General features: G+C 52.0%; 13 protein-coding genes and 1 riboswitch. Of the genes, 6 read left to right on the plus strand and 7 right to left on the minus strand.

Annotation, left to right across the window (positions count from 1 at the left end; genetic code table 11):
- Nucleotides 1-4 precede the first annotated feature (4 nt).
- The 3 genes from thiB to mpl form a co-directional block, all read right to left on the minus strand.
- Complete coding sequence (gene thiB, locus UF06_RS18295) at nucleotides 5-964, minus strand: thiamine ABC transporter substrate binding subunit (protein ID WP_226972504.1); 960 nt, start codon at nucleotides 962-964, stop codon at nucleotides 5-7.
- Between the two features lie 111 nt (nucleotides 965-1,075).
- A riboswitch (TPP riboswitch) is annotated at nucleotides 1,076-1,196 on the minus strand.
- A 29-nt stretch (nucleotides 1,197-1,225) separates the two neighbouring features.
- Nucleotides 1,226-1,870: a flavin prenyltransferase UbiX gene (locus UF06_RS18300; RefSeq protein ID WP_045571759.1), complete on the minus strand. Its 645-nt coding sequence runs from the start codon at nucleotides 1,868-1,870 to the stop codon at nucleotides 1,226-1,228.
- A 41-nt stretch (nucleotides 1,871-1,911) separates the two neighbouring features.
- Complete coding sequence (gene mpl, locus UF06_RS18305; RefSeq protein WP_045571724.1) at nucleotides 1,912-3,273, minus strand: UDP-N-acetylmuramate:L-alanyl-gamma-D-glutamyl-meso-diaminopimelate ligase; 1,362 nt, start codon at nucleotides 3,271-3,273, stop codon at nucleotides 1,912-1,914.
- 328 nt (nucleotides 3,274-3,601) lie between these two features.
- Here mpl and fbp point away from each other — a divergent pair, with 328 nt between their 5' ends.
- Both fbp and ppa read left to right on the plus strand, forming a co-directional pair.
- The gene (fbp, locus tag UF06_RS18310) at nucleotides 3,602-4,618 is read left to right on the plus strand and encodes a class 1 fructose-bisphosphatase (RefSeq protein WP_039430709.1); all 1,017 of its coding nucleotides are present in this window, start codon (nucleotides 3,602-3,604) and stop codon (nucleotides 4,616-4,618) included.
- Between the two features lie 142 nt (nucleotides 4,619-4,760).
- Nucleotides 4,761-5,288 (plus strand): inorganic diphosphatase, encoded by a 528-nt coding sequence (ppa, locus tag UF06_RS18315; RefSeq protein ID WP_039430711.1) that lies wholly within the window; start codon nucleotides 4,761-4,763, stop codon nucleotides 5,286-5,288.
- A 60-nt stretch (nucleotides 5,289-5,348) separates the two neighbouring features.
- On the opposite strand, the gene UF06_RS18320 is transcribed toward ppa, so the two are convergent.
- Genes UF06_RS18320 through UF06_RS18330 form a run of 3 tightly spaced genes read right to left on the minus strand, consistent with a single transcriptional unit; the run spans nucleotide 5,349 to nucleotide 11,221 of the window.
- Nucleotides 5,349-5,696, minus strand: a complete 348-nt coding sequence (locus tag UF06_RS18320) for a gamma-glutamylcyclotransferase (protein WP_045571725.1) — start codon at nucleotides 5,694-5,696, stop codon at nucleotides 5,349-5,351.
- Between the two features lie 60 nt (nucleotides 5,697-5,756).
- On the minus strand, nucleotides 5,757-9,509 hold the full coding sequence (locus tag UF06_RS18325) for a translocation/assembly module TamB domain-containing protein (RefSeq protein ID WP_045571726.1): 3,753 nt from the start codon (nucleotides 9,507-9,509) through the stop codon (nucleotides 5,757-5,759).
- Entirely contained in the window at nucleotides 9,506-11,221 is a 1,716-nt protein-coding gene (locus UF06_RS18330; protein WP_045571727.1) for an autotransporter assembly complex family protein, read from the minus strand. The genes UF06_RS18325 and UF06_RS18330 overlap by 4 nt, the downstream gene beginning before the upstream one ends.
- Nucleotides 11,222-11,445: 224 nt before the next feature.
- Between UF06_RS18330 and msrA the strand changes: the two genes are divergently transcribed.
- The gene (msrA, locus tag UF06_RS18335; protein ID WP_045571728.1) at nucleotides 11,446-12,078 is read left to right on the plus strand and encodes a peptide-methionine (S)-S-oxide reductase MsrA; all 633 of its coding nucleotides are present in this window, start codon (nucleotides 11,446-11,448) and stop codon (nucleotides 12,076-12,078) included.
- 47 nt (nucleotides 12,079-12,125) lie between these two features.
- Here the strand turns inward: msrA and UF06_RS18340 are convergent, their stop codons facing one another.
- Nucleotides 12,126-12,332, minus strand: coding sequence for a DUF1107 family protein (locus UF06_RS18340; protein ID WP_039440343.1), 207 nt, complete (start codon nucleotides 12,330-12,332; stop codon nucleotides 12,126-12,128).
- Between the two features lie 261 nt (nucleotides 12,333-12,593).
- On the opposite strand from UF06_RS18340, the gene UF06_RS18345 reads away from it, so the two are divergent.
- The 3 genes from UF06_RS18345 (at nucleotide 12,594) to UF06_RS18355 (ending at nucleotide 14,331) form a co-directional block, all read left to right on the plus strand.
- A complete protein-coding gene (locus UF06_RS18345) occupies nucleotides 12,594-13,145 on the plus strand; it encodes a YtfJ family protein (RefSeq protein ID WP_045571729.1) in 552 nt (183 codons plus the stop codon).
- 134 nt (nucleotides 13,146-13,279) lie between these two features.
- Nucleotides 13,280-13,645, plus strand: a complete 366-nt coding sequence (locus UF06_RS18350) for a DUF2607 family protein (RefSeq protein WP_052702579.1) — start codon at nucleotides 13,280-13,282, stop codon at nucleotides 13,643-13,645.
- A 41-nt stretch (nucleotides 13,646-13,686) separates the two neighbouring features.
- Nucleotides 13,687-14,331, plus strand: a complete 645-nt coding sequence (locus UF06_RS18355; RefSeq protein ID WP_045571730.1) for a DUF2796 domain-containing protein — start codon at nucleotides 13,687-13,689, stop codon at nucleotides 14,329-14,331.
- The last annotated feature ends 11 nt before the right edge of the window (nucleotides 14,332-14,342 follow it).

Raw genomic sequence — 14,342 nt, forward strand, 5'->3', positions numbered from 1 at the left:
AGCCTTAAAACGTCAGCGCGCTTTGCCACTCGCGGATCCAAGGCTTGCGCATTTCGGCCACCTTTTCAGGTGTGAAGCTGAGTGATTTCACCGGCACAGTTAAGGTGTCAAAGCCCTCAGGCAGTGTTACGTCGGTGACCGGATACATCCAGTTGCCCGTTGGCATCGCCGCTTGGAAGTCGTCACTTAAAATAAAACGCATAAACTCATCGGCCAGTTGCTGTTTTTGGCTGCTTTTCACTTTCGCGGCCACTTCCACTTGCATGTAATGCCCTTCAGAAAAGCCCGCCGCCGCGTATTTCGCGTCATTTTCCGCAATCAGGTGATAGGCCGGAGAGGTGGTGTATGAGAGCACCATATCCGACTCACCCTTGAGGAACATCGAGTAAGCTTCCGACCAGCCCTTAGTGACCGTCACGGTCTTTTTCGCCAGTTGCTGCCATGCTTCGCTGGCGCTATCGCCGTAAACGGATTTGATCCACAGCAGCAAACCTTGTCCTGGAGTTGAGGTGCGCGGATCTTGGTAGATCACTTTGAGATCGCTGCGCTGCTCCACCAACTCTTTTAAACTTTTCGGCGGATTGGCCAGCGTTTCTTTGTTGTAGATAAAAGCAAAGTAGCCGTAATCGTAAGGGACAAACGTCGTGTCAGACCACCCCTTTGGCAGCGTAACTACACGGGTATCGACCTGATGTTCTGCCAGCAAACCCGTTGCTTTGGCTTCAGCCATCAAGTTGTTGTCCAACCCGAGCACCACATCCGCTTTGCTGTTCTTGCCTTCAAGACGCAGACGGTTAAGGATCGACACGCCATCATCCAGCGCAACAAAGTTGACGTCACAGCCACATTTCGCTTCGAACGCTTTTTCGATCGTCGGGCCCGGGCCCCAATCGGCGGCAAAAGAGTCGTAAGTGTAAACAGTGAGGGTGTTATCGGCAGCCAAAGCGGGGGCAGAAGTGACCATCGCTAGGGCAATCAGGTTAAGAGTGGTTTTCACGGCTCGCTCTCCATTTGCGTTGCATGACATGAGTGGAGCGGCACAGGTTTGAGGTCGGTTTTAATCTTCCATTACGAATTAAATTCCTGACTCAATTCCTACGCCAGCATTATCTGGTTCAGGTATACGGGTCCCAGGCGATGGCCTGATCTCAGCTTCTGCGACAAAAATACGCAGATGAGCTCCCCGATGAGTGAGGCGGATTGTAATGCGAAACGTTCGCTTTGGCTATACGTGCTCGTCACGCGGACGGTTATCGTACCCCCAGCGCGGCACTAAACCTTGCTCGACGCCAAGATGGTCAAGAATACGCGCGACCATAAAGTCGACAAGGTCCTCAATACGTTGCGGTTGATGGTAGAACCCCGGTGCCGCGGGCATGATGGTCACGCCAAGCTGCGATAACTTGTGCATGTTTTCCAGATGCAAAGTGGAAAACGGTGTTTCACGCACCACGAGGATCAATTGACCACGCTCTTTCAGCACCACATCGGCGGCGCGCTCAATTAAATTATCCGACATGCCGTGCGCTATCGCCGCAACACTGCCCGCAGAGCAAGGGCACACCACCATCTGCTTTGGCGCTGCGGAGCCGGAAGCAACGGGCGAGAACCAATCGTCCTTACCGCACACCACCAGCTTCTCGGCCGAGCAGCCAAGGTAGTTCACCAGCGCGCTTTGCGCGGCTTGTGGATTGGCGGGCAACTTCAGCCCCTGCTCGGTGGCTAGCACCACACGCGCGGCGGAGGAAATCAGCAGGTAAACCTGATAATCTGCCGCGAGCAGGCATTCAAGCAAGCGTAAACCATACGGCGCACCAGAGGCCCCCGTAAACGCCAGTGTGATTGTTTTTTGTTTTTCAGTCATTGTCATTTCAGTTGGCACGATTTCAGTTAGCACGATTATGGGCCGAGTCAGTCAGACGCCTTGTCCAGTGCCGCCAGCAACTTGCCATGAATGCCGTCAAAACCGCCGTTACTCATCACCAAGATTTGCACCTCAGATTTCGCACGACTGGCAATTTGCGCAACAAATTCATCCATATTGTCACTGGTAAACGCAGGCTGGTGACATTGTGCCGCCACGGCCTCGACCGACCAATCCAAGCCCGGCGGTTGGAATAAAAACACTTCATCGGCATAGGCTAACGAAGCAGCAAGCGTCTCTTTATGCACGCCACGTTTCATCGTTGCAGAGCGCGGCTCCAAAACCGCAAAGATCGGTTTGTCGCCCACCTTATTACGTAAACCACCGAGAGTCAGTTCAATCGCGGTGGGATGATGAGCGAAATCATCATAAACGGCCACCCCATTGACTTCGCCTTTGAGCTCTAAACGGCGCTTGGTATTGATAAATTGGCCGAGTGCCTGACAGGCAAGATCGGGCGTCACTCCGACATGGCGCGCCGCCGCAATCGCCATCAGCGCATTGTCGACGTTGTGATCGCCCACCAAATCCCACTTCACTTCGCCCACGCATTCACCTTGGAAGAAGACCGCAAAGTGAGAGCCATCTTTGACTCGCTTTTCCGCTTGCCACTGACCATCAGCGCCAGAAAACTCCTGCTCGCTCCAGCAGCCACGTTGCAAAACGTCCGCCAAAGCCGCATCTTGCTGGGGAGCAAGAATGCGTCCGTTGCCCGGAACCGTGCGCACCAGATGGTGGAATTGCCGCTTAATCGCTTCCAGATCATCAAAAATATCCGCATGATCGAACTCAAGATTATTCATGATCAAGGTGCGTGGATGGTAATGGACGAACTTAGAACGCTTGTCGAAAAAAGCACTGTCATATTCATCAGCTTCCACAACAAAAAACATGCTGTCTCCCAAACGCGCCGAGACACCGAAGTTGCCGAGTACACCTCCGACCAAAAATCCCGGCTGATAGCCGCATGCGTCTAAAATCCACGCCAGCATGCTTGCAGTGGTGGTCTTGCCATGCGTGCCTGACACCGCCAACACCCAACGATCGTGCAGCAAGAACTCCTGCAACCACTGCGGCCCAGAGGTATAACGCAAATTGTGGTTAAGCACGTACTCAACACACGGATTGCCACGGCTCATGGCATTGCCAATCACCACCAGATCAGGAGCAGGATTTAACTGAGAAGGTTCAAAACCCTCTATAATTTCAATACCTTGAGATTCCAAAAGCGTACTCATTGGTGGGTAAACGTTGGCGTCTGATCCCGTCACCTTATGGCCTAACTGCCGGGCCAAAATCGCGGCGCCGCCCATAAAAGTGCCACAGATCCCTAAGATATGAATATGCATGTTGCTCGTCCTGCTCTATGAAATTTTTGCCCCTCCCATTATCGCGATAACGCTCGGAAAAGCGAGGGCGATCGTCTGGCTTCTGCTCGGCGGCGCAAAATTCCGCCACTCCGTTGCGCTTTTTTTGTGCAACATCGCCACGACTTCCCGCCTAAGTTGATGTAATTTCTTCGCTAATAGTCGACAAGCAAATTGAGATCTCGGTCGGTTAGTTCATTACCATTAATAAGATCTAAACCTTACACTTACCGCGAGCGCAAACGATAACATCCATAAGAGATGCTCGCTCACTACCCCCGATTAATTCAGAGAAGTTTAAGGAAATAACATGTCTGGAATGCGCACCCTTGGCGAGTTCATTGTTGAGAAACAAGCGGACTTCCCCCACGCTAGCGGTGATCTGTCATCTCTTTTGTCGTCCATTCGTCTGGCGGCGAAAATCGTCAACCGTGAAATCAACAAAGCGGGTCTGGTTGATATCACTGGTTCTGTCGGTACGGAAAACGTGCAGGGCGAAGCTCAACAAAAGCTCGACGTTTACGCCAATGAGAAATTCAAATCTGCGTTAGAAGCTCGCGACCAAGTGTGTGGTGTCGCCAGCGAAGAAGAAGATGAAGCGGTCGCGTTTAACAAAGAGTTAAACAAGAATGCCAAATACGTTGTGTTGATGGATCCGCTGGACGGCTCATCAAACATCGACGTGAACGTCTCCGTCGGCACCATCTTCTCGATTTATCGTCGCGTGTCACCAATTGGTACACCACCGACACAAGAAGATTTCCTCCAACCCGGCCATAAGCAAGTGGCAGCGGGCTATGTGATTTACGGCTCATCCACCATGTTGGTGTACACCACAGGCAATGGCGTTAACGGCTTTACTTACGACCCATCGCTTGGCACGTTCTGTCTATCGCATGAAAACATGATGATCCCGCAAGATGGCAAGATTTACTCCATCAACGAAGGCAACTACATTCGTTTCCCAATGGGCGTCAAAAAATACATCAAGTACTGCCAAGAGAATGTGCCTGAAGATGGTCGCCCATATACGTCACGTTATATTGGCTCGCTGGTGGCGGATTTTCACCGCAATCTGCTTAAAGGCGGCATCTATCTCTACCCAAGCACGCAGAGCCACCCGAATGGTAAGCTACGTCTGCTGTATGAATGCAATCCCATGGCCTTTCTGATTGAGCAAGCTGGCGGCATTGCTTCTGACGGGGTTAACCGTATTCTCGATCTCAAGCCGACTGAACTGCATCAGCGTGTGCCGTTTTTCGTCGGTTCAACCAATATGGTGAAGAAAGTCGAGGAGTTTCTCGAACTGCATCGTGACGAAGCCTAAAACCTTCTCGCAAAGCGCCTGCAATCGCAGGCGCTTTTTTGTTAGATGCGATGAAAAACGCCTTGCTCACTGGTTTACATCCTGAGTGATTTGCGGCTAAATTGGGGCCATTCAGCCCAAAAATAACAGAAAAGGAAAAGTCATGAGCTTAAACAACGTACCTGCGGGTAAGTCGCTACCGGATGATCTGTATGTCGTCATTGAGATCCCAGCCAACGCCGACCCAATCAAATACGAAGTCGATAAAGAATCTGGCGCGGTTTTTGTTGACCGTTTTATGTCCGCACCGATGTTCTACCCATGTAACTACGGCTACGTAAACCACACGCTCTCTTTAGACGGCGACCCAGTTGACGTGCTCGTCCCAACCCCTTACCCGCTGATGCCGGGTTCTGTGATTCGTTGCCGCCCAGTTGGCGTGCTGAAAATGACCGACGAATCGGGTGAAGATGCGAAAGTGGTCGCGGTACCGCACTCTAAGTTGTCCAAAGAGTATGACCACATCCAAGATGTTGGCGATCTGCCTGAGCTGCTCAAAGCGCAAATCACCCATTTCTTCGAGCGCTACAAAGAGCTGGAAACGGGTAAATGGGTGAAAGTGGATGGCTGGGAAGATGTCGAATCAGCTCGCAAAGAGATCCTAGAGTCTTACCAACGCGCGCAAAAGTAATCAAGCGCACTCTTCGCAGAGCAAAAGAGCCAGACACAAGTCTGGCTCTTCTTTTTTCGCTTAAACCCGCTGGCACCAGTCGCCGGATGCGATCTCATTGACCAGCTTACTGCTGTCTTGATAGAGATAAATCCATGCGGTGCCAAACGGCGTTTCAATGGTTTCTCGACGATACTCCACGGGCACGTCTTCCAGCCTATCGAGCGCTTGCAAGGTGTGATCGTCAATCAGATACACTTCACCACTGATGGCCGTGTTGCCATCACTCACCGCCGGATACTCCCCCAGGTCATACAACTTGTAATCCAGCCCGCTTTGACAACTGCCCAAACACTGACTTTGCGCTAGATAGTGATGGTTTGCTTCCCCTTTGCGAAGGGTTCCATAAACAAAAACCAAATGCTGCATACGCTCTCCCTGCCTCTGTGGTGCATGCTCTTGGGATGAGAAATAGCACGCAGGAGCGTTTTAATCAAATTCAAATTGGTAGATCAAATCCACCGCACTTTCGACCCCTGACACCCCTTCGAGGTAGAGATCTTTCATCAAACGGTAGCGCACAGTAAACTCACCCAACGGCTTGAAAATGCCCACGCCATACTTCACTTGTAAACCGGGCATGATGTAGCCGCTGACCGTCACTTGCGACTCATCACCCGCACCAGTGGTATCCAGTTGCAGATCCTGCACGCCAAACGCGGCGCCAATCTCGCCCACCACTTTGCCGCTTTTGGCTAGGCTCAGCCCGATCAAAGCCGTGGTCATCGCATTCCCCCCACCTGATTCGGCGTCGATGTTTTGTCCGCGCAACAGATAAGAGAGCGCGTTGGCCTGAGGAAGTGCAGGCTCAGAGAAAATGGTAATGATCGGTTCGCTGGCCGGCCCGGTGACTTTTACTCCCGCAATCACGTTATCTTGGGTATTGTTCGGGTTACGGATCGCTTTGATCGCCACATACGGCTGATCCACCGGACCATTCATCAGCACCTTGCCTTCTTGGATCTGCAGATCCTGACCGAAAGAGCGATAGGTTCCGTTAACAATGTTCACTTCTCCCAAAATAAACGGCCCTTTGTCTTTTTGCGTCACATTCAAGCGCCCTTGCAAACCGCCCTCTAAGCCGAAAGCCGCCAGCTTAAAGTCATCACCAATGCGAATATTGATGTCAGTTTCGATATTCATTGGCATCGGCGTGCTACTTTCCACTGGTTGCAACTCGTCATTGAGCAGCACCTGATCCTTGGAGATACTCACGGCACTTGGCGGCAGCTCTTCCACCACAATCCGTCCCCACGGCAGAGCAAGATCTCCGGAGATTTTCGCCAGCCCAGGATTGACCTCGATGGTCATGTCCGGCACCAGTTTAATGTTGACCATTGGTGGCATGGTCACTTGCAGCTCATCGGCAAAAACGCGCATCTGGCTATGCCAATTGGCCAAGTCCTGCCAATTGGCCGTACCGTCCACTTTTAGCTCACCATCTGGGGTGACAATGCCAGCATTAAGCGCGGCATCATAGCCATTGAACTGCACCTGAACCCGCCCTTGCTGCACGTCTACGGGGCTGATATCGCCATGCACTCGAATCTCTTCCACCAGCACTTGACCAAACACTTGTGGATGATACGCCGAACCGCGGATAGCCAGCTGCGAAGAGATCAGCGCTTGCACAGAACTGTATTCGCCAATTAATGGGGCGAGAAAATCGAGGTTGAACTGCCCAAGCGCTAAGGTCCCATCCAACTGCGGCTCTTTGGCCTGCACATTGTCTACCTTTAGTTGACCGCTCACATCGCCGTTGTCGCGAATGTTGAGCTGCCAATCGGCGCGAAGTGCATCGTCTTGCAACTCGGCGTTAAGCATCAGGCTGTCCCAACCTAAGGTCAGGGTTTCGTCTAGGCTCTGTTCGAGCTCTCCTGCCGGCATCGTCAGCGCCACTTTGACATGCGGCGCGCGTTTCGCCGCCCAATTAGCCCAAAGCGTCGCGTCTAATTGGCCGCGTAGTTTGCTCTCTTTGGGCAGGAACATGCCGATTTGCGCAAAGTCGAACTGGCTTATCGCGATTTCCGCCTCACCTTGCTCGCCAACGCGGATGTCATGGCTCAGACACACACTCGATTGCTGTTGCTGCCAGCAGTGCGCGGCCACATCAAACTGCTGCTTATCCAGATTAGCGGCGAGCTTGGCGGCATTGGCCAGAGTCCAAGTTCCCTGCTCGCTGGTGGCTTGCATCCGTTGCAGCGCACCAGACCAGACTCTCTCTTTGTCGCGACTCAATTGGCCATCAATAGCGAGGCTGGTGGAGAAAAGTGTCGAGAGCACATCGATCGTCAACTGATGTTGCTGCTCACTGCCAGTGAGGCTGAGATCAACCGAATCCAGCTGGTTTTCTTCATAGCGCAGCGCGCGCGCCTGCAAACGTAAATCCGCTTGTGCCGTCGGCAGCGGCGTCAGCGTTCCACGCAGCGAAAGCTGCTCAATACTCGCCTCTTGCTGCCATTTCAGCGCCTGGGCCAGCAGTGCCAAACGCACATCGGGCTGCTGCAGTTCGCCACGCAGCGCAATGTCACCTTGCACGCGCCCAGCAAGATCCGGCAGGGTTTTGCTCAAATCGGGGAAATTAACCTGCACGTCCATCAACCAATGTTTATCCAGCTTGCCTTTGGCGGTGAGCCCGTTTGGACCATGCGACAGGGTTAATCCGGCCGTGTCGACGTTGAGATCGCCATTGCCTTGGCGATCGGCGATACGCAGATCCCCTTCGATATTGAGCGGGTAATCACGCAGCACACCATCAATATCTAAAAGCGGCAGCGCCACTTGCCAGCCGCCCTGTTCGGTCAAAGAGCCAGAGGTCGAGAGCTTACCACTGATGTGGCCTTGTGCTTGCGGCCACTGTTGCCCGGGTTGAATGTCTTGCAGTGCTAAATCGGCCTGCCAGCTCACCATATCACGCCAGTCTGCCCTCACCTGACCGCTCACTTGCCCGCCTAAGGTGGCTAAGATCAGCTTATCTAGCTTAATGTGCTGCAGAGAGCCTTCACCCGAGAGATCGACATCCAGTGGCGGAATCGCTTCTCCTTCAAAGTGGGTTTGCAGTGCCAGTTGATAACCATCCAAGGAGCCGTTCGCGCGCAAACTCGCCACCTTCACTTGGTATTCACTTTGGCCACTCAAGGGCCATTGGCTTTTGAGCTGTTGCAAATCGACCTTGAAGGGCAACTGCGCTTTCAGCGGTTGTAACTCGGCTTCGATCTGCGCTTGCACTGGCCCAGAGAGATCACTTTGCACGGCGAGATCCGCCACGCTTTGGCTGGCTGAGAGATTGATCACCTGCCCTTTCAGTTCGCTCTCTTTTAGCTCTGCTTTGAGCGTGAGTTCTAGCGGATAGTCGCCGCGAAGTTCCGTTTGCGCAGAGAGCAAAGCGCTCACTTGCGGCATCTCCAGTTCTAGCGTGCTAACTTGCACTTGGTGCTGGGCCGCTTTGAGTTCAAGAGCAAGATGCACAATCTCAACCGGTGTTGCTTGATGCAAAGTAAAGCGATTGAGATCAAAACGTTGCAGCTCAATCGTGAGTGGGAACCATACCTCGGGCAGAACGATATCTTGTTTAGGTTCCATCGAAGGTGGGTTGACTGAAGATGGCGCACTTTCAGCGAGCGTGACATTGACATCATTGAATCGCGTTGGCGTGATGGTCAGATGATCGCCGCGCATGAAAAGACCAGAGCGAAACGCTCGCCAATCGATCTGGTTGCCAAGGATGTCCAGTTTGATGTCACTGAGCTCAAGACTGCGCACCGCAATGGGGAGCGGAGTACGAATCGAGGTCAGCGGCGTGCTCTCTGGTTCTGCTTCTTCTTGTGAGGGCGCAAGCTCGGGCAAACTTAACGCCAAACCGTGCAATTTCAGTTCATCAACGCAGAGTTGCCCTTGCCAAAAACAGACCATATCGATCGCCAAACCCAGCTCGTCGACCGACGTCTCAAGGTGAAGAGCATCGTCTTGAAAACGCACCTCACGCAAAGTGAACTTGGGCAAAAGTGCCCCTTCGGCCTTGCCCACACTGAGTTGCGGCATGGCTTTTTCTGCCAATGAAACCAAGCTGTTTAGGCCAAGATTGGTAAAAAGTGCAAGCCCAACCAGTAGTGACACCAACAAAAGCAACACAACGAGCGCGGCAGAGCACCATTTGCTCCAACGAAACATTCGTTTGATCATAGCTCAGGCCCCAAGGTGAAATGGATACGAAACTCCTCTCCGGGCGTGGCATCCAACCCCCAAGCAAAGTCCAAGCGAATAGGCCCGACTGGCGAGCCCCAACGAATGCCCACGCCAGCGCCACGTTTCCACTCTGGCGCGTCATTGAACGCGTCGCCATAGTCGAAAAAGGCCGCTGCCCACCAATTACCATAAAGACGATATTGGTACTCCAGCGTACTGGTGGCAATGTACTTTGCCCCGGTCAGTGCGTTGCTGTCGTCTCGGGGGGAAATGGACTCGTAAGCGTAGCCGCGCAAATTATTGTCACCGCCCGCGAAAAAACGCAGTGATGGCGATAGACGATCAAACTCCTCGGTGAGGTTCGCGCCCCCTTCCAAACGAGCAATGCCACGGTGATTTTCACCCAAGCTGCGGATCCACGATGTACGGCCTTGCAAACGTACGACGCGCGTTTCGGAGACAAAAGAGTCATCCCCGAACTCCAAAGTAATGCTCTGTTTATCCCCCCACATCGGCATACCGCCGCCACGAGTCCGGCTGCGAGAAAAAGAGATGCCCGGCAAAACAAACTGTGCCACATCATCTTGCAAACCTTGTTCATAGTTCTCAATCAAATAGCGTATAAACACGGTGCGGTGCCAACGGTTGTCCAACAACCAGTGGCGTTCAACCGCGAGGTTGGACTGCAAACTTTTGGTATCGCGGCTGTCGACATTTTTCATCGCGTATTGAACTCGGTAGTAGTCATGCAACACATCTTCCAGCGGGATCTGGTAGCCCGCCGTGATGGTCTGCTCCGGTTTAGAAAGCGATAAACTGCTGTCGAAACTGTGACCTTGCTCATTGAGCCACGGTTTTTTCCATTTGAGCGTACCGCGCAGTTCAACGTCGGTGGCGTAGCCAATCCCCGTCTCCAGCTGATTTTTTTTCTGTGGCGTCAAAGAGACTTTCATCGGCAGATCGCGGCTATCATCCAGCGCACTGATATCGGGCTCAACCAGTACCGAGGAGAACCAGTCGGTGTTTGAGAGGTTTTGGTTAAACTCCCCCACTTTGGCCACCAGATAAGGCTCGCCGCTTTTATACGGTTGTAAGGAGCGCACTTTGGTCTCTTCAATCTGGCTGCCATCTATTTGCGTTTCACCAAATTGGTAGCGGATGCCGCTGTCGTAGTGTAAACGCACGAAGGCTTGATTGAGATCGGGCGACACTTCCAAACGCGCTGCGGTAAAAACGCCTTTGAAATAGCCTCGTTGCAGGGCGAGATTGCGAATCGAGGATTTGAGCGCGTCGTAATCACCATGATTGAGCGCCGTTCCCTCCTTAAGTGGTGAGTTTTCTAAAAGCGTGGCAAAACGGTCATCACTGGCCGCTTCACCGGTAAAACGCACCTCCACCTCGGCCAGCTTCATCACTTCGCCGGGCGAGATGATCGCTGTCAACTCATTTTTGTCTGGGGATATTTGATATTCCACTGAAGCGTGGTAGTAACCTAACGCCTTGAGTGCTTCATTAATAATGTTATCAAGCCGCGATTGAAAACGCAGGGAAATGGCGTAATCTTCGGCAGGAATTGAGGACAAGTGAGCTTCAATATTCTCTTTTAAGGCACCGCTGACGCCTTCCATAATCAAATCCACCTCGCTGGACGCAAGGGTTTGACTGGCGAAGATCATGCCGATAAAGGCTGGAATAACTTTTCTTATCATGCTTTAGTACGTACAAAACGAGGGCTTGATATCGTTCAGGCGACGGAGAGCCACAAGCGCTTTCCAAGAGTTCGCAGACCGATGCACGCTGGAGACAATGGCAGTAAAATAGCTCACCATTTCGTCCGGTCTGTCATGAGAGTGCAAGATAGCATTCGCCCCCAAAAGGAACAACCGATATCCGGATTTACTCCACTGCTTTCAGATGAATAAAGGGAAATCACATGCTTAACAAACAAATCATGGTCAGCCAAGAGAGTGCGCTGCCCGGTCGCGCAACACCGCTTCGCGTTGAAACACAGCATTTCATCAACCACAGCGATATCACCGCACCTGTGGTCGGTACTCAGCAAGAGATCTTGCTGGGTATGGGCTGCTTCTGGGGCGCTGAACGCCTGTTTTGGCAATCGGATGGTGTGGTGTCGACTTCGGTCGGTTACAGCGGTGGCTTTACGCCAAACCCAACCTATGAAGAGGTGTGTAGTGGGCAAACGGGCCACACCGAGGTGGTGCGCGTAGTGTTCGAGTCGCAGCAGATTTCGTTGTCACAGTTGTTGGAGAAATTTTGGGAACGGCATGATCCCACTCAGGGAATGCGACAAGGCAATGATCTTGGCACCCAATACCGCTCGGTGATTTACACCTACGGCGATGAGCAACTGGCCATCGCCACTGCATCAAAAGAAGCGTATCAACGCGCGCTCAGCGACAGCCAGCGCAGCACAATCACCACCGAAATCGCTCCGGCAGGAGAGTACTACTTCGCTGAAACGTATCATCAGCAATATTTAGCGAAAAACCCGGACGGTTACTGCGGTCTCGGCGGTACTGGGGTCTGCTTCCCACCACAAGCCTGATTTTATACGCTGCCGTAGCCACGCTGCGGTAGCGTTTTTGCCTTAACTTACGCCACCAAAGAGAGCGCAGCGATTTCCGCGTTCACTTCGCGAAACACCGCCAATTTTTGCGGATTACTCAGATCGGGCAACTGCACCTTGCCTTGGTCAAAATGAAACTCGCCGATCCCTTGAATGAAAAAGTCCCCTTTAAATTGGGTCTTAACGAATCGAGCCACTTGGCGTGGTCGATAAACAGCAAACTCGCGCAACATACATCATCCTCAAATTCCGTTTGAGAAACGGGGGAATCCCCTTTATCTGCCTCTTTCGGGCATCTGCCTTCGCCGTGTTTTTCATCACTTTAGCGTTGGCTAATGGACGCCATCATACAGCAAGCCCATAGTGAGATAAACCAATGCCCAGCAAAGTGTTAAAAAAATGTTATCTGAGGCCAGTAATTTTTCCCTGTGGCGTATTATACTGTGGCCGCTCACGATAAAATGGACATACTGTCTTGATAAGGAAAAACACTCATGAAACCAAAGACTCTCCTCACTCTTGCGCTGTTTAGCGCCTCATTCGGCGCGGCAGCGCACAACCTTTCACTCGGCAGCCCAGTGCCTGCGGTCAATGTTGATGCGTATGGCGAAATCGTTCTGCAAGGCAAAGGCACCGCGTTTCAGCCTTGGGCATCTCAGCAGATGCTTGGCAAAGTCCGCGTGATCCAAGCCATCGCTGGCCGCAGCAGCTCAAAAGAGATGAACGCCCCTCTAATGCAAGCGATCACCGCAGCTCAGTTTCCAGCAGAGCAGTACCAAACCACCACCATCATCAATCAAGACGATGCGATTTGGGGAACAGGCTCGTTTGTCAAATCCTCAGCCCAAGACAGCAAAGTGGAGTTCCCTTGGTCTTCTATGGTGCTGGATGAAAATGGTGTGGTCGCCAAAAATTGGGCGCTAAAAGAAGAAAGCTCCGCCATCATAGTGCAAGACAAGCAAGGCAAAGTGTTGTTTGTCAAAGAAGGTGCGCTTTCTGACAGCGAGGTTGCTCAAGTGATCGCATTAGTCAAAGCGAATATCTAACGCACGATTGGCTCAGCGAGAGCGGCGTCGCAGCCTGTACACAAAACCCATACTCACACGGTATGGGTTTTTGTCATTGAATGAGCAAATTTTAATAAAATCGTTTTATAAAAAGTCTATTTATAGAAAAATGAGTGAACTTTTTTGCGCTACAGCTGTTATATTGTAACACCTTGTCACTGGTCGCCGTAAACATGCCGGGTTGGATACGTCTTCGTCATTTCAGATTCCACTACACTGCCTACTTGGCGGTGGTGTTGACGCTATTTCTCAGCTTCGCCAGTCTTGCGCATCAATTGGACTTCAACCCCGAACACCACCTGCAACACCATTGCGAGCAGTTTGCCAACGCCAGCCACGGCCTTGGCGCAAGCCTGCCTCACCACACAGCAGCAACCGCTCCGACACTTTGCCCTGTTTTCATCTGGCAAAGCGAGACCCGCGCTGAAAGCTTTTCGGCTTACCTCGCGCGTTCACCGCCTTATTTGACCTATTGTTAAGCCAAATATCGACACAATTAAGACAAATAAGGAATTTATCCATGTTACGCAAAACTTCATTGGCCGTTTTGGTTGGCCTTTCTTTCTCCTCTCTCGCAACGGCTGAAGAAGGATTTCGCCAACACGATGCCCATGTTCATGGCCAAGTGGAATTTAACGTTGCTCAAGATGGTCACGATCTGTTGATTGAGATCACCGCGCCCGGCGCCGATGTGGTCGGCTTTGAGCACGCACCTGAAAACGCAGAACAAGAGCAACGCTTGCAAAAGAGCATCGCCTTACTGCAACAAGCTGAGCAGATCGTTACCCTCAATGCCAAGGCCAAATGCCAGATTGAGAAGGTCGACGTTGCCCATACGTTAGCGGGTGACGAGCATCATCATGATCACCACGATGCCGATGAACATGAACATGAACATGAACATGAACACCATGAGAGTGACAAACACGATCATGACAAACATGAGCATGAAAAACATCATGATGACCACGACCACGACAGTCATGGCGCGTTTACCGTTCAATATCAATACCATTGTGACAATCTGGCCGAACTGAGTACGCTAGATACCCAGTGGTTCAGCCATTTTACCGCGACCCAATCCATCACCGCGAATGTGCTTACCGATAAAAAGCAGAGTGCCACGCAACTATCGGCTGAAAATGCACGAATCTCTTTGAAATAAGAACCGAGCAG

This window comes from Vibrio sp. S234-5 (genome assembly GCF_000960595.1).
Lineage (GTDB): Bacteria > Pseudomonadota > Gammaproteobacteria > Enterobacterales > Vibrionaceae > Vibrio.